Raw genomic sequence first — 18,570 nt, 5'->3', positions numbered from 1 at the left:
AACGAAATAGCGAAAGTCTGCCGGGCGCCGAAACCGATAAGGGAGAAACGCGGCGCATCGCATTCGATCGTTGCGTTCGCGTTCTCTCCTTACCGTCTGCCTGCTCTTCCTTATTTCAGTTGAGCTTCAGCCTGTGCTTGCGTATCGTTCATGACTGCGTCCACGTCTTTGCTTCCGTTCAGGTAGTTCTGAACTTCTGCGGACAGGATGTCTTCGATTGCGTAAGTGTGCAGACCGAAGTTAACTTTAGGAACTTCCGTTGTCCATTTCGCGAAGTCGGAGTAGATCTTTTGACCGCCGAAGAACTCGTCAGGCTGCTCGTAAGCTTCGCCGCCGGAAGCTGCTTTGAGCGTGCCCAGTACGCCGATTTTGCTGAGCAGGTCTTGATACAGTTCGGCATCCGAGCCGAAAGTCGCTGCCATGAAGTCGGCTGCCGCGTCTTGACCGTCAACGTTCATCACGTACCACGAGCTGCCGCCGGAGTTGGACGCGTTGATGGAATTCGCCGTGTCTTTCAGGCGAGGAATCGGAACGACTGCCCATTTGCCGGATTGCGAAGCTTCGGCTTTGACCGAAGGCGTGATCCAGTTGCCTGTAGGAACGGAAGCCACGTCGCCGCTGTTGAACGCTGCCACGAATTGGCTCCAGTCGGAGTTCAGCTTCACGATATCGGCGTCGAACATTGCTTTATAGGTTTCAAGCGCTTCTTTGAAAGCCGCGTTGCCTGCGATGTTCGGAGTCACGCCGTCTTCTTTCAGGTACCACGAGCCGGCCGATTGCAGCATGACGCGCAGCGTGCCGAGATCGTTCGGATCTTGAGTCAGCATCGCTTTGCCTGTTGCTTCTTTGACTTTTTTGCCGATTTCGATGAATTGGTCCCAATCGATGTTCGTTACGTCTTCAACCGTGTAACCGGCTTGTTCCAGGTAGTCCGTACGTACGTAGAAGCCGGTTACGCCGGAGTCGAACGGAATGCCGTATTGTTTGCCGTCGAAGCTTGTCGGGCCTGCTTTGTAGTCGGCGAAGTCTTCGGCTTTGATCTTGTCGGACATATCTCGGAAAGCATCCGGATACGATTGCAGGAAGTTCTGCGCGCGGTAGTCTTCGATCAGGACGACGTTAGGCAGACCTTTGGTCGTGCCCGAGTTCAGGCCGGTGTTCAGCTTTTGAACGATGTCCGCCTGCGCGTTTTCGACGATGTTGATCGTAACGTCCGGATGGTCTTTCGCATATTTTTCTTTGGCCAGGTTCAGTGCCGCGATGTTGAAGTTAGGATCCCAGGCCCAAATGGTGATTTCTTTTTTCTCCGTGTCGCCGCTTCCTCCGCTGCCAGCCGTGGTAGCGTCGCCGCCTCCGCCGCCCGAGCAAGCCGAAAGCATCAATGCGGATGCCGCCAAAGGCAGCAAAATCTTTTTCCAATTTTTCATCTTTTTCTCATCTCCCCGTAGGTGATAGTAATATGACCCTCTTAATCTGTGAAAATCGATGATGTAAGCGGTTGCTTTACGAGAATAATCTTAGCATCGAAAAGAGGTCGTCGGTTAGGAATATCTTTGCACGGAATAGGGAAATCATTGTGTCTCCCGAAAAATGATAGCGTTATCATTGGTAAAAAATTTAGGTTTACGTAAAATTTAAAGTTTTGCTCTGTTGGTGATTTGTTTCATGATCATGTCGCAAAATTAGAAAAAGAGAGCATAGGCTCTCTTCGGGCTGTCGAGAAAGTTACGTGTGCGGAAAAAGTCATCAGGCTCCGAGAAAAATTCGTTCCGGTCGCGTGTTGAAATCGGGAAAAAGATTAAATTTCCAGTTGAATTTTCCCGCTTTCAAAGGCGAACATTCCATTCCTTCACTGAATTTTCCTCTCCGCCTGCTGACTTCCAGCTACGTTGGGCTTTCTCGACACGTTGGAGAGCATAGGCTCTCTTTTTTATGATTCCTCCGTGATCAGAGGAAGGGTGATTTTGATTTTGGTGCCTTCGCCTTTGCGGCTGTCGATCGACACGCCGTATTCTTCGCCGTACAGCAGCGTGATCCGATTGTGCACGTTGCGGACGCCGATGCCCGTGAACAGCTGCCTTTTGCTTTTCCGGTTCGGCAGCAAGGTTCCGCCTTCCGCTTTGCTCCACTCGCCCACGTCTTCCATGCCGTCGCCGTTGTCGCTGACTTCGCAGACCAATTGGCCGTCCGCTTGGGAGACGAGCACATAGATCATGCCGTTTTGCTTCTCATTGAACGCGTGGAAAAAGGCATTTTCGATAAACGGTTGGATGATGAGTTTCGGTACCCGGTAGTGCATGCAGTCGGGCGCGGCGAAGACGTTGACCCGAATCCGGTCGCCGTAACGGGCATGGTTAATGAACACGTAGTTGCGCATGTTTTCCAATTCCTGCTCGATCGTGATCGTCTCGCTGACGTTGCTGATGGTGTTTTGCAGCAAGGAAATCAGCGCGTTGATCGTCTCCGCGGCCGCTTCCTTGTCGCCTTTTTGCACCAAGATTTTGATCGAGGCGAGCGTATTGTACAAAAAGTGCGGATTGATCTGCCGCTGCAGCGCCGCCAGCTCCGCGTTGCGCCGTTCTTTTTGCGTTTCCAGAAGCCTTGCGATGTAGTTATTCAGCTCGTCCAACATATAATTGTAAGCCCGGCTCAGTTCCTGGACTTCATAGCCTGCCGATTCGGTTACGCGAACGTAGTTGCCGAAGTCTTTTTCAGTGACGGTCGACATTTGACGAACGAGCACGGTCAGCGAACGCGTCTGGCGGCGAGTGATAATGAACACGAGCAGCAGCGCCGCTCCGACGATCAAGCCGCCCACCAGCACCAGATCGCGCAAGTTGACGATCTTGCCTGCGGCATAATCGCGATCGATCAGATTGACCAGATAAAAGTCGTATTCCGGGATATAGCTGGACAACAAAATGGAACTGCGACCGAATACGTCGGCGTTCCGCCTGACCACCTCTTCGTTCTCCGCGGAAGGCTCGGCGTATTCCAACAGCTGCGTCGATACGGTCCCTATCTGTTCGGTGCGATTGCTGGACACGATCCGGCCGGAAGCATCCAATATGATGACGTCGTTGCCCGCGCTCGTGAAATTGCCGTAGAAGCGCCGGAATTCGTCTTCGCGAATCGAAATATACAAATCCCCGTAGATAAAACCGGTCGTGCGCTCCATCAGCGCTTTGGAAGCGACGATATACGGAACGGCTTTGCCGTCTTCGCCGCGTTCCATGTCGTATTGATAAATCAACCGCTTCGGCTCGGCCTCCGTGCGCTGGGACAGCGGATGGCCGATCAGCCGATCCTCGGGCACGGGCCAGTAATTGCGGTCCGTCGAATAGTTCCGACCGTTCACGCCGACCGCCGTTACGCCGACGCTGTACGCGTCGACGTTGGACTTTACTCTTCTCATCTGTTGGTTCATCCCGAAATACGTCCCCGCCATACGGGTCGAATCCGATTCTCCCCCGCTCAAATACGTTTTGATCGTCCCGTTTTGCGCCGCGTAAGCCGAAGCATTGACTACGGAGTCATTAAAAGATTCCATGCCGGTACGAATTTGGTTCAGCACCTTGGAGTTGGTGATCCCGAACGTCTCGGTGAACAGCCGCTCCGACATGCGGATGGTAACGAGCGAAGTGACCAGGCTTACGGTCACCGTGCTGACGACCATGACCAGGAACAGCTTGACGAACAGCCGCTGCGCATGGAATCGGCGCCAGTATGCTTTCATGAACGTGCCTCCTTAGCGACCTGCCGGATGCTGTCTGCGGTATTGACTCGGCGAGAAACCGGTCTGCTTTTTGAATACTTTGGTAAAATAACCGGGGTCCGAATAACCGACCTGGCCGCTGATTTCGGAAATGCTCAATCCGCCGTCCCGCAACAATTCTTCCGCTTTCGCGACTCGAATCTTGTTCAAGTATTCGCTGAAGCCTTCTTTGTTGTGCGCGGTAAAGTAGCTGGACAGATACGACGGATTGAAATGAAAATGCTTGCCGAGCCCCGTCAGGCTCAACGCTTCGGCATAATGTTCGTCGATATAGGCGAGCAGCTTCTTCATGTTGGCTCCGCCCGGCTGATCGGTGCGTTCGGCCACCTTCGCCTCGGCGCGCCGTATGAAATGCTCCAGCAGCCGCACGGCGGACGGCGCGTCTTCCGCATCTTCGATCTCCCGGAAAAAACCGTATTTGGCTTCGTCCAAATCGGAGGCGTCATACTCCATGTTGCCGAGCAGCGTGATCAGGTTGAAGACGATATTGCCCAGAAACGATTTTAGCCCGACGGCCGTGGAACGATGATCGTCTGCCATCTTGGCCGCATACTGCCGCAAATCGCGAAACGCTTCGTTAAAGTGCTCGCGCTTGATCTCTTCCGTAAACCTGCGCAGATCAAAAGCAGGCAAAGGTTCGCTCGCAAGCGGCAGCTCTTCCGGCAGCATCAAAACGCGGTCCGGGAAAAAGAAGCGCAGTTCCAACAGCTCCCGCATGTTGCGATAAGAAGCGCTCAGTTCGCGCAGCGAAGCAAAAGCTTCGCCGGCCGCCCAAAAGGCGGGGCGCAATGCTTCTCCTCGCGAAATCTCCGCGCGGCCGGACTCGTTCGCCCCGCCTTCCGGCGGCGAAGCGGCCGGACTCGCCTGCGAAGCGGCGAACTCTGCCTCGGCCGACGCGTGCCGCTGCAGCGCGGCGACCAGTGCTTCGCGGCAGCCGGCTTGCAGGCCGATCAGCGCGGCTTCGCTGCCGGTCGCGGCGCCGGAGGCCGCTACAGGCATTGCGTATACGCGCACCGGTCCGTAAGGCGCCGCGAGAGGCGCGTCCGGCGTCAGCGCCTGCCGCAGCCGCTCCGCGAGCGGCTGCCCGGATTCGTCGGTGCTTGCGGCCGCGCCGACGGCTTTGCGGCGGGCCGGACGCAGGCGTCCGACCAGCACGAAGGATTCGTGCGGGAACAGTTCCCCCAGCACGTCGGGCGGAGCGACTTCGTCGGCCTCGTAACCGGACGCCAGCTTCTCCAGCAGCGTTTCGGCGTCCGGCCCCTGGCCGAGCCCTTCCCCCGTATACCGGATAGACGGAATCCGTTTGGCCGTATTTTGCAGGACGCGCAGCAGTTCCTGCGTCTCCAGCTTCGGTTTTAAAATATAATCGGCAACGCCGTTTTGGAAAGTCGAACGCACGTAATCGAACTCGCCGTAACTGCTGAGCACGACGACCTCGATGCCCGGATGGTTCTTTTTGATCAAGCGGGTGAACTCTTCGCCTTCCATAACCGGCATCACGATATCGGTGAGCACGATATGAGGCTGAAGACGCTCGATCGCTTCCAACCCTTCACGTCCGTTGGACGCTTCGCCCACGATTCGGAATCCGTGCGCTTCCCAATCCAGATAATGCTTGATGCCCTGACGAACCAGTACCTCGTCGTCCACGATCAGAATTTTGCAAATCCGTTCCATTCATGAGCCCCCTTCTCTATGCGTCGACCGCTTTAACCGTATCCGTTCAACCTCGCAAGAACCGGTCGACGTGCCATGTTATCTGGTAACGTTTACAACATCGTATCACAAACAATCGGTTCACCTCCAGCTAAACGAAAAGGACTGCCCAAAGAGAAATTCTCCCTTTGTACAGTCCATGCTCCAAAGACATTATCGATTACGTTTTCGATCGCGAATATACCGGCGTCCGGCGAAAAAAGCGTCTTTTTCTCTGTTTACCAATTTCGCGAAGATTCCAACATCCCCATTCGTTCCGTAATTTTCATCTGAATAAACGGCTTGACGAACACCGATGCGAGCACGATATACGACAGGGCAAGAAAGAGCGCGTACAGCCAGAACGTTCCGTCTTTGCCGTACAGCGCTTTGAGTCGATCCGTCGGCCCGCCGTATACCGGACGCCCGGCGGCTTCGTTGTAAGAGAACCAATAATCATAATAGATACTCGTTAAAGCCTGCACGTAAAAAACGATCAGCGTCGATAAAATATTAATAATCGGGATAAACGACAGGATCGAACTGGCGATGCCCACGATCAGCCCCACCGCGATCATGACGAACAAGGTCGGGAAAAAGTAGCGCAGCCCCGTTCTCATAATCGTCCCCAGATTCAACCTTCCGCTGCGCGCCAACGTCGGAAGGAAAAATAATCCCGCGGATACGACTCGAATCATAATCCCCGCAACAGCGCCGAAAGCAAGCAGTTGGAAAAACCCGACCAGCACGGTCCCCCACTGCTCGCCTGTAATCTCGCTTCCCCCGCCGGCCATCGTTTGGAATCCGTAAATCATCATCACGACAAAATAAGACAGCTGCCCGTACAGCAAAATCAATGCGATGACTGTAGGTAAAGCCATTAGCAGCAAGTGGTATTTTAAAAAGTCCCAATATCCCGGCACCTGCGCGTAAGTCTGTCTGCTGCGGTCGTAACCGTAAGCGGATCGATCGTCCATTTTCTTTACTTCCCCTCTGTTTTTGGATCTACTGCCCAACCCTTTTCATTTAACGTCACTTCAACTCTTTATGTACGAACGTATCCGGGTCTTCCTGAATGCGCTGCTCCATTGTAAGCTTCCATTGTTCGGAGAGTTCATTCACGTCGTAAGCGGATTTACTCGTTTGTTGACCCAAGCTAGCCAAAGCCGACAAATCCAGTTTCATGCTGCGCAGCTCGGCCAGCCTCGTTTGCACAATGCCGATCGCATATAGACTTTCCGACGCTCCCCCTCCGTCTGCGATCGTATAAATCGCGGCGTTAAGCTGCGAGTCCGCGCTTTGAACGATAGACATCGTCCGGTTGATCCCGTCCGCGACAGCCAGTTTCCCCTCCCGATATTCGGTAAACAACATAAAGTTCAAGGCCAGACTGCCCGCCAACAGAACCAAAATCAGGCCCAACCTTACGTTTTTTTCTGTCGCGAACTTTCCTCTTCATGTTAAACCTCCCGTTCAGAGCTTCTTCAGCCCCACTTCCCAAAAGCTTTTAAGCCGCCCGTATCGTTCCATCGCTTGTTCGCTTAGCTCCAACGTCTCCCAATTCTGATCCGAGAAAAATTGCCGCAGCTCGCTTTCATCGAAAAAACGTCGCAAAATCCCTTCGCTTCGATATAAAAAAGGATCATCCTGCGTCGCCGCCGCCCCGTGCTTCACAGCAAGTTCAGCCACGGCATGCACTCGGCACAGCAGCAGTCCTCCCGGTTGCAGCGCACGATGAATATCGCCGATAATCCGCAAGGTCTCGCTTCTCGAAAAATAATGCAGGCTCAAATCGGCCACTACGGCTTGCAGCGACTCGTTGGCAAAAGGCAGGCCGTCCGCCATATCCAATTGGAGCGTCGGCATGTCCGGCTCCTCCCGCCCAAGCTGCTCCAGCGCTTTTTCCGACAGATCGCAGGCCAGCACGTCGAATCCTTGCGCACGCAGCGCTTTGGCGTTATGCCCCAGCCCGCAGCCCAGATCGACGATTTTGCCTTTTGACGGATCGAGCCATACGGCGTATTTTTCCAGCCAATCGTCATGATCGACGTGAAAAGGAAGCTCGGTATACGTGGTGTTCCAGTATTTTTTATCCGGCGTGTTCATCATATCCCCCTCTCGCTTGGCAGTTAGGTATCCTCAATCGATCACCTTTTGCGCGTTTTCCAACAGTCCGTTCATCTCGATCACTTGCACCGCTCCGACGCGCCTCGGGCCTTCCATAAAAAAACCTTGCATGCCCGTCGTGATCCGCCGCGCATGAACTTCACGACGCATGGCCGGAAACAAGACCCACATCCGAGCCGTACCTTGAGCGGGAACGCAAGATTCGGCCTCGAGCAGCACCGCGCCGTTCGCGTCTTCGAACTCGGGATGGATCGCATAGATGCCCGACTGCGAAATATCGTCTCCCGCATAGGAAAAATCGCAGCGGTAACCCTGAACCGGCAACGTCTTTCTTCCTCCTTCAACCGCCGGGAAAAATCGATAGCTTACGCGAAAATCATGCGGATAACCGCGCTTTTGCTCATAAGGAACCCACATCAGGACAGCCTCCTTTCACTTGCTCCTTTACGCGTTGGTTCCATAGTCGTTTCGGTAAAAGCTCAGCAGCTCCTCGCGCGGCGTCAGCCAGGACGGCTCCGACTTTTTCAAGTGCGCCAGCAGCGCCGATGCCGAGGAACCTTCGCTCAAATCTTCGTGTTCCAGCACGTATTCGATCGTCTCGTCCAACCCGGCACCGATCAGCAGTTCCGATTCGATCGCGACGCCCGCATCGAAATCCAGCCTTTTGGCCGTCCAGATCGCAAGTGCATCCTCAGGTCGGGCATGAACGTACACTTGCACGCAAAGCTGCTTCAGCACGTCCCGGTCTTCGCTCGGAGCTTCGATCTCCTTCCGGAGACGTTTCAGCGCTTCTGCATGATGCTCTTCGAAAGCTTCCAACTTCAACGATGATCCCCTCGATTCCGTCCGGACTCTCCGGTGCCGCTTAAGATCGCAACAGCTTGCTCAGCACCAACTCGACCCGTTCTTCCACGCTATGTACGCCTTCAATCTTCAAAATGGGGCATTTCAAATCCTTCATCCAGCGTTCGTGAAGCTGCAAGCTGCGCACTTCCTCTCCAGCATGGTCATACAGCGCCGCCCAGTCCAGAAAAGCAATCGACTCTTCATGCATTTGACCTCCGGGCAGCGACTGTTCGCCATAGCGATGATATTCCCGAGCCTTCAATCGATTCAACCGCTCCGCTTCGGGCACGTACAGAAATACGACAAGATCGAATTCCGGCTTGAACGCATCGCCCCAACCGCAGACCGCTCCGCTGAGTATCCATCGATCATGCCGCTTCAGGTTCGCTTTCAGAAGCTTCACGCGCTCTTCGGGCGGCCTTGTTTCATCGAATTTATGCGCCCAGAAATAATCGTCCCCGTCCAAGACGGCATGCGGCAAACGCTCCCCCAGTGCCCGGCCCAACGTCGTGGCTCCCGAACCGGATGCGCCGAAAATATGGATATGGCGGTATGGATTCATAGTCTCCTCCTTATTGATCGGCTTCGACTCCGAAATCCCATTTGAACTGCGCGAACATCAAGGTCATCAGCACGTAGATCGGATAGAAAAACATAACCATGAGCAGCAGCATGCCCGTTCCGGGTCCCGGATCTTCGCCCGCATGCATGACAGGCAGCAGTCGTCCGATTGTTCCGGCAAACAAGAAAAAGTACGGAATCCATAAGATCAACAGCCATCCGTCCACGCTATGTCGACCGAGATGCTTGCGAATATAAAAAGGAAACAAGATAAGCCCCAATACCGCCGCGATCAAAAAGGCAATCCAAGGCGCTTTGACGATGATGTCGAGATCAAGTCCCGTGACCCTTGAAATTCGGTAAACGTTAACTTCGAGCTGCGCGAAAACAACGAGCGGAATACATGCAAGCAGCGCGAACACATTCATTTTGGCGAAGTATTTCAACTTAGCGCTCCTCCTTTCCTGCGACGCAGCAGCGTTTCGACAAGAAGCCCGACCACCGCGACGATCGCGATCCATCCGACGAACAACAGATACGTATTGAGATGAAAAAAGTGTCCGTTCATATGCATGGAGTCCCATTCCAAAGAAACGGGGTATCCGCCTTCGGACGCCGTCGTTTGACGTTGAATAAGCGCCGCCTTTTCCTGCAAATGGCGATAACGCGCATGCTGAAGATCGAATCCCGCCGCTTGATGCGCAAGCAGCCCGAGCAAGACGAAAGCGAGCGCGAGCGGCGTAAAACGTCTGAGCAAGCGCGCCGCATATAATTGATACAGCAGCACCAGACCTAACGCTGCGAGCGGGATCACCAAAAACCAGGCAAGATTTCCGTTTCCCGAAGGTCGACCGGGTTCGACATTCATGAGCGACCCCAGCGCAAATAACAGCCCGATGACGAACAAGTTGACCGCGATCGAGACTGGATGCTTGACCCGTTCGCCAAGAACGCCGACGATCATCCCGACCACGAATAGCGTGATCGCACCCTGTATGACAAAAATAAGCATCTTTTCGACCTCGCCTTCCGACTATGCGTGCCTTCGCGACAGGTTTCGGCTTCTTTTCATGAACGATTCTTTCTCTACCTTATAAAAACTTCCCTGTTTCTTCCGCATTTCCTCTTTTTATATTCCGGCTCCAACTTCGAATCTGTCGCGAAAAGTGATCCCGGTTACAAATTATGTGATAATAGGGCTTGAAAAGAAAGTCTATGCGAACATCGAATTTATCCAATTAAAAAAGGAGTGGAACGCACATGCTGGAACATATCCGTAAAAATAACGTGGAGCGATTTGCCGGGTTCGGCGAGCTGTATGACCGCAACCGTCCTGCCGCTCCGCAAGAGGTTATTCGTCTTTTGGAAACTTATCTCGAAGGAACGCCGCGTCACGTGGTCGATGTGGGCTGCGGCACCGGGCTTTCCACGTTTCTTTGGCTGGGCCGCGCGCAAGAAATTGTCGGGATCGAACCGAGCACCGATATGCGGAAAGTTGCCGAAGCCAAGTACCTTGCGGCGGGCAGTCCCGAAGAATTGACGTTCCGCGAAGGCTTTTCGGACGACTTGAAGCTTGAAGACGGCTGGGCCGATCTGATCACGTGTTCGCAGTCTTTCCACTGGATGAATCCGCAGCCTACGTTGTCCGAATTCGCGCGCGTGCTGCGTCCGGGCGGCATATTCGCTGCTTACGATTGCGATTGGCCTCCGGTGTTGAACGCGGACGTCGAAGCGGCTTACGAGCAGTTGTCTGCCCTCGCGGATCGTCGTGTTCGAGAGCTGTCGCACGAGACCGAACAAGCGCACAAATGGCCGAAGGACGAGCATTTGCGGCAGATCCGCGACTCCGGTCGGTTCCGGTACGCTCGCGAAATCGTGTTCCATAATCGGGAGATCTGCGATGCGCAGCGATATACCCGCATTGCGCTCAGCCAAGGCGGTACGCAGGGAGCGATCAAGCGCGGCGCGAAAGACGTAAAAGCCGCCGCGGAAGAATTCGGACGAGTAGCGGATGCCTTTTTTGCAGGGGAAGAAAAAGAAGTGTTGTTCAGCTACCGAATGCGGCTTGGCGTGAAGTAACTTCGCAAGGCGAAAAACCGGTTTCCGAAGATCCGGAAGCCGGTTTGATTGGGGACAAGCCGACCCGGCAGCTACTCGGCTCCATCCGAATCCAGCGTCTTCACCTCGCCTGTTTGCCCGTCGATCTGCTGGTAGGTTCCCGATTTGGTGCTGGTCACAAACTGCATGCTGATCAGAATCACAATACCCAAAATCAACAAGATTCCAAGTCCTCTTTTTAAAATACGATTCAATTCCATCCTCCTTTCGACGGCGTACCTCTTATAGACGCTCCAAATCGATGTTTCGTTGGACAAAAAAGACCGATTCTGCTCAAAGGCTTCATTCTCCCTTTTCGCAAAATCGGTCTTCGCTATTTACCTTTCAATTACAAGTCAAGCCCTCACACAATCCCGTATTTCGCCAACAGCTCCCCGACCACGGTTCCCGAAGCCTTTTTCAAAGCTCCTTGTTCCGCCGATTTCAGCAGCAGAGGCTGTTTTAGTTCAGTCAACTTCTTGCCGTCCAGCGCCCGGGAAGCTTCATGCGTATAGAAACAATCGATCAGATCATAAATGTCTTTGATCACCATGATCTTGTCGAGCGTCTTTTGCGACAGCAGCTTTTTGAGCGATGCGGCGAGTGCGCGCTTGGTCATCTGCGTCATGCGGGACTCCTCCTTTTTCTCCGATTCCTTTTCTTCAACCGACCCATCCTAAGCCGCTTAAGGTCGTCCAAATCCCCGAAACGAGAATCAGCCAAAGCGATACTTTCTTGAACAAGCGCTCGTCAAAACGATGAACCGCTCTCGCGCCAAGCCAAGCCCCGACCAACATCGCCGGAATGGTCCATAACAAAAAGTTGCCTGTTTCCCGATCCAATAAACCGCCCGCCGCAAACGATACGATACTGACCAGATTAAGCACGACGCCGTTCAGCGCAAGATTCGCACGAAACGCCTGCTTGCTCATTCCCTGATTGGACAAAATCAATGCCAGCGGAGGCCCACTGACCGATATGCTTCCGTTCAACAACCCGCTCAACAGTCCCGCGGTCAGGAAAGCCGTTCGCTCTTTGCGGATCGGCAGCGATCTTCCAAGCAGCATGAGCGCGGCAAATAACGAAATCAGCAGCCCCGTGATCGTTTTCAAAACGTAAGCCTCGACTGCAATCAGCAAATACGTGCCGAACGGTGCCGCGACCATCCCAGCCGCAATCAACAGCCATATTTGCTTGACGTTGATGTCGCGGCGATTCGGAATGACGACAAGCAAACATACGAACAAGCTGAAAATGACGATGATCGGAACCGCTTGATGCAAAGGCAAAAACAGGCTCAGCAGCGGCAAAGCGATCAAAGCAAAGCCGAAGCTGGTCAGACTTTGAATAAAGCTCGCAGCGAGAATGATTAACATCGCAAACGCGAGCATGCCGAATTCATTCATGGCGTTCCTTCTTCCCGAAACGATTTACCCGATATACCATCATAGCGTATTTATCGGGGGAGAAGCACGATCGGCTGCGGGAGAAATTCGTTCAAGACGCCTTTCGGTTCGCCGGGAATAGCACATTTGTCGAAAAAAAGAAGCCTTCGGTTCGGCACCGAAAGCTTCTTTGGGTTGTCTGGACGAGAGAATAAAGCTTATTTCCCGTCGGTCTCCGACGTGTCGGATTCGGAGGTCGACGTAACGGCAGGCGTCTCGGCCGTTTTCAAATCTTCCGGTTTGACGGCGTAAGCCCATTTGCTGCCTTCCGGGACGACCCAGACCAAGGTATCGATGTCGGGATCTTTTTTGCCGGTGTAGGTTCGTGTGGTTTCTTTGCCGTCTGCGATTGTGACTAACTTTAGCGTGAAATCATTTTTTGCCGAAGCCAGGGTTGAAGTTTTTACGGGCAGGCGGTCGCTTGCGATGTATTTGAGCGAGCCGGATACGGTTGCGGCGTCGGTGCCTTCGATCGGCTTGCCGTCCAGCGTCCAAGTCGGAGAAGCGGCATCGGAAGAAGAATTGGACAACGTCCATGCCGCCGAACCGCGCTTGTACGCCAGTTCTTTTAGATCGGCATCGTCCCATTCGAACGGCGTCGTATCGACCAAAGTCGTGATGCTCGGCAGCAGCGAAGATGCGGTGTTTGCATCGACTTGCGCGACCGTGCCGCCGTCGATTTGCGCATAGTCCGCGTTTCCGGTCGGAAGCGTATCGCCGATTGCAATAGTGGCGACCGTGCCGTCGCTTTCCGTCAGCGTGATTCCTTTTTTCGTAACGTCAAGTCCGTATCCGCTCACGTCTTCCGGCGATTCCTCCACAACACTCCCTTGTTCGGCTGCCGATAATGTATTCAACCATGAATCGACGGCGTATGGATTGACCGGGTAGTTGTCGGGTTCGGTAAAGCTCCATTCGTCGCCGTTTTTGACAAGCTGATAGGTCAGGTCGCCGTTCGCGATTCGGATGCCTGCCACCTTCGAGGTGTCGATCGCGGTCAGCTTGGCGGCAGGCGCGGCTTCTTCCTCGCCGAAAAAGTTTTGCGATAACGCATAGCCCAGACCGCCGAGGAATACAAGGACGAGAATCAGGGTCGGCATATACTTTTTCATACGCGCCTCCGTCTCCACCAAAGCAGCACGCCCGCCAGAACAAAGAGCAGCGGGAACACGATCATCGTACCGATCAGGATATAATGCGCCTGCGGTGCTGTGAGGTAAGCCGTCTCGTACTGCTGCTGTTCGCGCGCCCGGATCGTCAGATCGCTGACATTGCCGCTCAGGTAATTGATGCTGTTCAGCGCGAAGTCCTTGTTGCCCTGTTCCGCGATCTGATCGTCGGTCAGGAAGAAGGACGTTCCGAGCAGCACGACTTTCGGCTTGCCGTCGGCATCGTCTACCGCATAGCCCAGATACAGCGGTCCGTTCAAATCTTTGCCTTCCGCATACTCGCTGGTCGATTGCAGCAGTCCGGCCAAATCCGTTTCCCCGTAGCTTTCGGCGGAAGTGCTGAGCAGCGGGGATACGGTCATGCCTTCCGGGGCTTCGGCGGTCGCGTTCAGCGCAACGGACAGATAGGTCATCGGGTAGATTTTGCTTTCGCGCAGCTTTTCGGTAATGGCATGGTTTTCATAGCTCGGCACGACCGTGAGCGGATCGTAGAGCTGCGTGTTCGTTTTATCGACCGCGATCGCGTGCTGGTCGGTCACGCCGTACTTTTTCATCAGCGCGTCGATATTTTTCCAATCGCTTTTCATGTCCGGATTGAAGCCCAGCGACAGGAACAGCTTGCCTTTGTCGTCCAGATACGTCTCGATCAGCTTCAGTTCTTTATCGCTCAGATCACTTTCCGGCGCCACGATCATCAGCAGGTCCGCATCGTCCGGGATAGCTCCGGCTTGGTACAGCTGGAGTTCTTCCACTTCGGTATTATCGGCTTTCAGTCCTGCGGTCAACTGGGTCAGACGCGACAGCGGGAACTCGCCGTGTCCGGCCAATACGTACGCTTTATGCGTATCGGTCGCGATCAGCGCATTAAGCGCGCCGGTCAGCTTCGACTCGCCGAGGAACGTGTAGGAGCTGCTGTCGCCCGAGCCGAACATTTCCTGGAACGCGATCGTCTGTGTTTTCTCGCCGTACGTCAGCACGATCGAACTCGAAGACAAGTTGTACTGACGCGCAAGCTCCGGCTGCTGCACGAGGCTGTACGTATGCACGTCAAGCTTGCTGCTTTTTTTCGCATATTCCCCGACCAGATCGGTAATCTCGCGGGTGACCAGTTCGCCGTCGGATTCGTTGTTGGTGAATACTTCGACTTTGATGTTATCCGGCAGTTTGCCCAGTACCGTGGTCGTCTGGTCAGATAACGTGTATTGCTTATTCGCGGTAAGATCGAGTTGGAAACCGGAAGCTTTGGTCAGGAAAAGGGTCAACAGCACGAACAAACCGATCGAAGCCAGCGCCACAACAAGCGTGTTCGTATGGTGCAAAATGCGTTTGGATTTTTTATTCATGATCTACCTCCACCGTTTCCGTTCGATCACCTGGATACTGAGCACGACGAACAGCACCGCAAGCGAGACATAGAAGATCACGTCGGGGCCGTTGATGACGCCTTTGGTCAGGTTCGAAATGCGGTCCGGCAGCGAAAAAGGTTCGATCCACGCGGATAACGTTTCGTTTTGCGAAGTCATCGATCCCGCCAACCAGAACAGCAGCAGCAAAACAAAGCCCGCCACGGCAGACACCATCTGATGCTGGGACAGCGACGAAGCGAACAAACCGATCGCCATCATCGACGCACCCATCAGGAACACGCCGAGCACCGATAACCACAGCGTCGTCATATTCAGATTCCCGAACAGCGACATCACGGCCGGGTAGACCAAATTACATGCAAGCAGCAGCATCAATACGCCCAGCGAAGCCAAATATTTGCCCAGGACGACTTCGGTTACGCTTGCCGGGGAAGTCAGCAGCAGCTCGTCCGTGCCTTGGCGAAATTCTTCCGATACCAGCCGCATGGTCAGAATCGGAATGACGATCAGCAGCATGAACAGCATATCGCCCAGAATCAATCGGTAGTCGATGATGCTCGGCTGATACGTGACGAAATCGACGTAGAACATGAAGCTGGACATCAGGATGTAGATCGCGAAAGCGAAATACGAGGTCGGGGTTAAAAAGTACAGTCGAAGCTCTTTGCCGGAAATGGCTAAAATGCGGTTCACTTGCGCTCACCTCCGCTTTTCCCCGGCAAACCTGCCGGTTCGGACGTCAGTTTCAGGAATACGTCTTCCAGCGTCAGATTCTCTTTATGCAGCTCCAGAATCGGCAGATCCGCATCGGCCAGCAAGCGGAACAATTCGACGCGGAAATCCTGTTGATCGGCTGCGGTCAGCAAAGCGCGGACGCTGCTGTACGTTTGCCTATCGGATGATACGAAGCCCTCGGCGCTTTGAAGGCCCGTCTTTTCAAGCGTCGAACTTTCCGGATCGTCGGACGCTGCTTTCGGCTCTCCGTTTTCGGAAACGCAATCCGGATCCGGTGCTTCCGAGCTTGCCGCCAAGCGGTCGGTGTCCGATTCGACGATTGCGGAGGATACGGTAAGACTCTTCTCCGGTTCCAGCGGCCCCGTCCGAATTTCGGCCGCGATGCCGCGAGCTTCGGCCCACTGACCGAGCACCATCTCGATGCGTTCGCGTTCGCCGCCCACTTCAAGCGTGACGGCAAACCGGTTCTCCATGCGTGCTCCGATCTCGTCCGTCGCTCCGTCCATCACCAGCTCGCCGCGGTTGATAATCAGCACCCGATCGCATAATGCTCCGACTTCCTGCAAAATATGCGTGCTGAGCAGCACCGTATGATTTTCGCCCAACTCCCGGATCAGACTGCGGATCTCGATGATCTGACTCGGGTCCAGTCCGGACGTCGGCTCGTCGAGCACCAGCAGATCCGGCTTATGGATGATCGCCTGCGCCAGTCCGAGACGCTGTTTGTAGCCTTTGGACAAATGCCGGACCGACTGCTTTTCGCGTCCGTTCAACCCCAGCCGCGATACCATCTCCGCCACGCGAAGCTTTTGTTCCCTTGCCGGCACGCCGCGCAGCTTCGCCACGAATTTCAAATACGAATCGACCGTCAGATCCGGATACAACGGCGGCGTTTCCGGCAGATAACCGATCCTCGAACGCGCTTTCCTCGCTTGGTCATGCACCGACAATCCGTCTACCGTGATAATGCCTTCCGTCGGATACAAATACCCGGTAATCATGCGCATGGTCGTCGTTTTCCCCGCGCCGTTCGGACCGAGAAATCCGACGATCTCGCCGCGCCGCATCGAAAAATCGATGTTCTGCACCCCGCGGCCGCCGTCGTATCTTTTGCTCACCTGCTTCACTTCGAGCACGCTTCTTCATCCCTTCTTCGTTCATATGTAGCTGCCTTAAGCAGTCGGCAAAACTGTTCTAACTATAGGCCGGAAAACATAAACGAGGCTTAAACGAAGTTTAGCCGGGGATTAAAATAATGTGTCCGAATTGTGAACAAGAGATGGACATGCGCGGTTCCGGAGCGAGCCGCAAGCGCAACCCTCTCCCATGCAAAAATCCCCGATCTCCGCTTGCGGGCGGAAATCGGGGATACCTGACATTCAAGTTCGCGGCAAACGCGAACGTTTCAAGTTTGCAGCGGATGCGGAGGATCTTCCGGTTCGCGCTCGATCGTCTCCATCGCCGCTTCCGGTTGTTTGCCTTTGAAGTAAGCGATGATGTCTTCCAGATCCTCGCGGTCCAACAAGACGACGCCGTTGTAAGCGGCAAGCTTGCGGCAGGCCGCCGTGTAGCGGCCCGAAGTCAGGACTACCGCGCGCTGCGCGCCGTAGACGCGCATGGAACCGTAGACCTCCTGAACGGCGGACAAGCCTACCGGATTGGTCGGCGAGTACCGCTTAGCCTGAAGCACCGTTCGTTCGCCGTATCGGTCGGCAAACACGAGATCGGCGCCGAAGTCGCCGCTCGTGCTCGTTTTATATACGTCCTCGTAGCCCAGTTCCGTGAACAACCGATGCAGATAACGTTCGAAGTCCGAGCCGTCCAGCATGCCGTCGATGTCTTTGATCGTAATCCGGCGCGGGTCGAGCTGCCTGCGAATCCGGCGGCGCCGAAGCGCCAGCAGACGCCAAACGACCACGACGAGAAGCAGCGCCGCTCCGAGCAGCAGCCACGGCCACAGCTCGCTTTCCAAGCCGGATATCCGCGAAAAGGAAGCCGAAGCCATCATGGGCGGTCATCCTTTCTTTCGCGGGCCCGGGGCACCAGCCCCGGCACGATCGGGTCGCCCGAGAAGCGCGCTTCTCCCCGGTATCCGATACCCCCCAGCACGAAAGCCAGCACGTCGGACACCTGGGTATCCGTATCGGGGAACCGTTCGACCATGATCGGCACCAGGCCGCTGCGGTTGTCGCCGAACAGCACGCTGCCGAGCACCTGAACCATCGTCATGTCGAGCGAACGGAAATGGAAATCGCCTTGCTTGCGCCCTTCTTCCAGAAAACCGCGGATCAGCTTCCAGGCGGGCATGATGCGCTGTTGAACGAGCGGCGTGCGCGGCGTTTGGCGAACCATTTCCTGATGGATGATGCGCGAAATCCCGGGATCCGAACCGCGGTAGAGCACGATTTCCCGTACCAGCGTGCAGATGCCTTCCACCGGATCGAGATTTCTTCGGCCCAATGTTTCGCTCGCCTGCGCGATCGGGATAAAAGCGTCGAGCACCGCTTCGAACACATGCTCTTTGCCGCCGTAGTAATAAGATACCAGCGACAGATTCGCATCCGCCTCCGCGCAGATTTCCCGCACGGTCGTCGACTCGAAGCCTTTTTCCGCCATCAGTTTTTTAGCCGCTTTCACGATTCTCGTTTTCACGTGCTCTTCTTCCTTGCCCATGCCCTTTTCCTCTCCCCGCTAAAAAAGAGCCGCCGCTTTCGCGGCGGCTCTGCAGTACCTTGCGTGCGCTTATGCGTTTA

21 protein-coding genes are annotated in these 18,570 nt (G+C 54.7%); 1 reads left to right on the top strand and 20 read right to left on the bottom strand.

Features of this window, described 5'->3' with window-relative positions:
* Positions 1-110: 110 nt before the first annotated feature.
* The 11 genes from HRQ63_RS12680 to HRQ63_RS12630 all read right to left on the bottom strand — a co-directional run bounded on the left by HRQ63_RS12680 (position 111) and on the right by HRQ63_RS12630 (position 10,016).
* Positions 111-1,427 (bottom strand): ABC transporter substrate-binding protein, encoded by a 1,317-nt coding sequence (locus HRQ63_RS12680; RefSeq protein ID WP_172244153.1) that lies wholly within the window; start codon positions 1,425-1,427, stop codon positions 111-113.
* 503 nt (positions 1,428-1,930) lie between these two features.
* Positions 1,931-3,736, bottom strand: coding sequence for a sensor histidine kinase (locus HRQ63_RS12675; protein WP_172244150.1), 1,806 nt, complete (start codon positions 3,734-3,736; stop codon positions 1,931-1,933).
* A 12-nt stretch (positions 3,737-3,748) separates the two neighbouring features.
* Entirely contained in the window at positions 3,749-5,452 is a 1,704-nt protein-coding gene (locus HRQ63_RS12670; RefSeq protein WP_172244147.1) for a response regulator transcription factor, read from the bottom strand.
* A 257-nt stretch (positions 5,453-5,709) separates the two neighbouring features.
* Positions 5,710-6,447 carry a hypothetical protein gene (locus HRQ63_RS12665; RefSeq protein WP_172244144.1) on the bottom strand — a complete coding sequence of 246 codons (738 nt, stop codon included), beginning with the start codon at positions 6,445-6,447 and terminating at the stop codon, positions 5,710-5,712.
* A gap of 55 nt (positions 6,448-6,502) precedes the next feature.
* On the bottom strand, positions 6,503-6,892 hold the full coding sequence (locus HRQ63_RS12660) for a hypothetical protein (protein ID WP_172244141.1): 390 nt from the start codon (positions 6,890-6,892) through the stop codon (positions 6,503-6,505).
* Positions 6,893-6,943: 51 nt separating this feature from the next.
* On the bottom strand, positions 6,944-7,579 hold the full coding sequence (locus tag HRQ63_RS12655; RefSeq protein ID WP_172244138.1) for a class I SAM-dependent methyltransferase: 636 nt from the start codon (positions 7,577-7,579) through the stop codon (positions 6,944-6,946).
* Positions 7,580-7,609: 30 nt separating this feature from the next.
* Positions 7,610-8,014 (bottom strand): hypothetical protein, encoded by a 405-nt coding sequence (locus tag HRQ63_RS12650; RefSeq protein ID WP_172244135.1) that lies wholly within the window; start codon positions 8,012-8,014, stop codon positions 7,610-7,612.
* Between the two features lie 27 nt (positions 8,015-8,041).
* Positions 8,042-8,422 carry a hypothetical protein gene (locus HRQ63_RS12645; RefSeq protein WP_172244132.1) on the bottom strand — a complete coding sequence of 127 codons (381 nt, stop codon included), beginning with the start codon at positions 8,420-8,422 and terminating at the stop codon, positions 8,042-8,044.
* Between the two features lie 40 nt (positions 8,423-8,462).
* The gene (locus HRQ63_RS12640) at positions 8,463-9,005 is read right to left on the bottom strand and encodes an AAA family ATPase (RefSeq protein ID WP_172244129.1); all 543 of its coding nucleotides are present in this window, start codon (positions 9,003-9,005) and stop codon (positions 8,463-8,465) included.
* A 10-nt stretch (positions 9,006-9,015) separates the two neighbouring features.
* Positions 9,016-9,450 carry a hypothetical protein gene (locus tag HRQ63_RS12635; protein WP_172244126.1) on the bottom strand — a complete coding sequence of 145 codons (435 nt, stop codon included), beginning with the start codon at positions 9,448-9,450 and terminating at the stop codon, positions 9,016-9,018.
* Positions 9,447-10,016, bottom strand: coding sequence for a hypothetical protein (locus HRQ63_RS12630; protein ID WP_172244123.1), 570 nt, complete (start codon positions 10,014-10,016; stop codon positions 9,447-9,449). Before HRQ63_RS12630 ends, HRQ63_RS12635 begins: the two co-directional genes overlap by 4 nt.
* Before the next feature lie 248 nt (positions 10,017-10,264).
* Here HRQ63_RS12630 and HRQ63_RS12625 point away from each other — a divergent pair, with 248 nt between their 5' ends.
* Positions 10,265-11,083, top strand: coding sequence for a class I SAM-dependent methyltransferase (locus tag HRQ63_RS12625; RefSeq protein WP_172244120.1), 819 nt, complete (start codon positions 10,265-10,267; stop codon positions 11,081-11,083).
* 71 nt (positions 11,084-11,154) lie between these two features.
* Here the strand turns inward: HRQ63_RS12625 and HRQ63_RS12620 are convergent, their stop codons facing one another.
* The 9 genes from HRQ63_RS12620 to HRQ63_RS12580 form a co-directional block, all read right to left on the bottom strand.
* Positions 11,155-11,316 (bottom strand): hypothetical protein, encoded by a 162-nt coding sequence (locus HRQ63_RS12620; RefSeq protein WP_172244117.1) that lies wholly within the window; start codon positions 11,314-11,316, stop codon positions 11,155-11,157.
* A gap of 149 nt (positions 11,317-11,465) precedes the next feature.
* Positions 11,466-11,729 (bottom strand): hypothetical protein, encoded by a 264-nt coding sequence (locus HRQ63_RS25735; RefSeq protein WP_188525547.1) that lies wholly within the window; start codon positions 11,727-11,729, stop codon positions 11,466-11,468.
* Positions 11,730-11,763: 34 nt separating this feature from the next.
* Positions 11,764-12,507 carry a sulfite exporter TauE/SafE family protein gene (locus HRQ63_RS12610; protein ID WP_172244114.1) on the bottom strand — a complete coding sequence of 248 codons (744 nt, stop codon included), beginning with the start codon at positions 12,505-12,507 and terminating at the stop codon, positions 11,764-11,766.
* A 197-nt stretch (positions 12,508-12,704) separates the two neighbouring features.
* Complete coding sequence (locus HRQ63_RS12605; protein WP_172244111.1) at positions 12,705-13,658, bottom strand: DUF4340 domain-containing protein; 954 nt, start codon at positions 13,656-13,658, stop codon at positions 12,705-12,707.
* A complete protein-coding gene (locus HRQ63_RS12600; protein WP_172244108.1) occupies positions 13,655-15,058 on the bottom strand; it encodes a GldG family protein in 1,404 nt (467 codons plus the stop codon). Before HRQ63_RS12600 ends, HRQ63_RS12605 begins: the two co-directional genes overlap by 4 nt.
* Before the next feature lie 3 nt (positions 15,059-15,061).
* The gene (locus HRQ63_RS12595; RefSeq protein ID WP_172244105.1) at positions 15,062-15,775 is read right to left on the bottom strand and encodes an ABC transporter permease; all 714 of its coding nucleotides are present in this window, start codon (positions 15,773-15,775) and stop codon (positions 15,062-15,064) included.
* Positions 15,772-16,953 (bottom strand): ABC transporter ATP-binding protein, encoded by a 1,182-nt coding sequence (locus tag HRQ63_RS12590; protein ID WP_172244102.1) that lies wholly within the window; start codon positions 16,951-16,953, stop codon positions 15,772-15,774. The genes HRQ63_RS12595 and HRQ63_RS12590 overlap by 4 nt, the downstream gene beginning before the upstream one ends.
* Before the next feature lie 269 nt (positions 16,954-17,222).
* Positions 17,223-17,822 carry a restriction endonuclease gene (locus tag HRQ63_RS12585; RefSeq protein ID WP_172245058.1) on the bottom strand — a complete coding sequence of 200 codons (600 nt, stop codon included), beginning with the start codon at positions 17,820-17,822 and terminating at the stop codon, positions 17,223-17,225.
* Entirely contained in the window at positions 17,822-18,490 is a 669-nt protein-coding gene (locus HRQ63_RS12580) for a TetR family transcriptional regulator (protein WP_172244100.1), read from the bottom strand. The genes HRQ63_RS12585 and HRQ63_RS12580 overlap by 1 nt, the downstream gene beginning before the upstream one ends.
* Between the last annotated feature and the right edge of the window lie 80 nt (positions 18,491-18,570).

The sequence above is a fragment of the Saccharibacillus endophyticus genome, assembly GCF_013185185.1.
GTDB classification, from domain to species: Bacteria; Bacillota; Bacilli; order Paenibacillales; family Paenibacillaceae; genus Saccharibacillus; species Saccharibacillus endophyticus.
Note: the sequence above shows the minus strand (reverse complement) of the source record. Positions and strands in the feature narration are given on the sequence as shown.

What these genes read in the sequence shown, in the direction of transcription:
- HRQ63_RS12680 (WP_172244153.1), bottom strand. Translation starts at nt 1,427, where the DNA reads ATGAAAAATTGGAAAAAGATTTTGCTGCCTTTGGCGGCATCCGCATTG.
- HRQ63_RS12675 (WP_172244150.1), bottom strand. Translation starts at nt 3,736, where the DNA reads ATGAAAGCATACTGGCGCCGATTCCATGCGCAGCGGCTGTTCGTCAAG.
- HRQ63_RS12670 (WP_172244147.1), bottom strand. Translation starts at nt 5,452, where the DNA reads ATGGAACGGATTTGCAAAATTCTGATCGTGGACGACGAGGTACTGGTT.
- HRQ63_RS12665 (WP_172244144.1), bottom strand. Translation starts at nt 6,447, where the DNA reads ATGGACGATCGATCCGCTTACGGTTACGACCGCAGCAGACAGACTTAC.
- HRQ63_RS12655 (WP_172244138.1), bottom strand. Translation starts at nt 7,579, where the DNA reads ATGATGAACACGCCGGATAAAAAATACTGGAACACCACGTATACCGAG.
- HRQ63_RS12650 (WP_172244135.1), bottom strand. Translation starts at nt 8,014, where the DNA reads ATGTGGGTTCCTTATGAGCAAAAGCGCGGTTATCCGCATGATTTTCGC.
- HRQ63_RS12640 (WP_172244129.1), bottom strand. Translation starts at nt 9,005, where the DNA reads ATGAATCCATACCGCCATATCCATATTTTCGGCGCATCCGGTTCGGGA.
- HRQ63_RS12630 (WP_172244123.1), bottom strand. Translation starts at nt 10,016, where the DNA reads ATGCTTATTTTTGTCATACAGGGTGCGATCACGCTATTCGTGGTCGGG.
- HRQ63_RS12625 (WP_172244120.1), top strand. Translation starts at nt 10,265, where the DNA reads ATGCTGGAACATATCCGTAAAAATAACGTGGAGCGATTTGCCGGGTTC.
- HRQ63_RS25735 (WP_188525547.1), bottom strand. Translation starts at nt 11,729, where the DNA reads ATGACGCAGATGACCAAGCGCGCACTCGCCGCATCGCTCAAAAAGCTG.
- HRQ63_RS12610 (WP_172244114.1), bottom strand. Translation starts at nt 12,507, where the DNA reads ATGAATGAATTCGGCATGCTCGCGTTTGCGATGTTAATCATTCTCGCT.
- HRQ63_RS12605 (WP_172244111.1), bottom strand. Translation starts at nt 13,658, where the DNA reads ATGAAAAAGTATATGCCGACCCTGATTCTCGTCCTTGTATTCCTCGGC.
- HRQ63_RS12600 (WP_172244108.1), bottom strand. Translation starts at nt 15,058, where the DNA reads ATGAATAAAAAATCCAAACGCATTTTGCACCATACGAACACGCTTGTT.
- HRQ63_RS12585 (WP_172245058.1), bottom strand. Translation starts at nt 17,822, where the DNA reads ATGGCTTCGGCTTCCTTTTCGCGGATATCCGGCTTGGAAAGCGAGCTG.
- HRQ63_RS12580 (WP_172244100.1), bottom strand. Translation starts at nt 18,490, where the DNA reads ATGGGCAAGGAAGAAGAGCACGTGAAAACGAGAATCGTGAAAGCGGCT.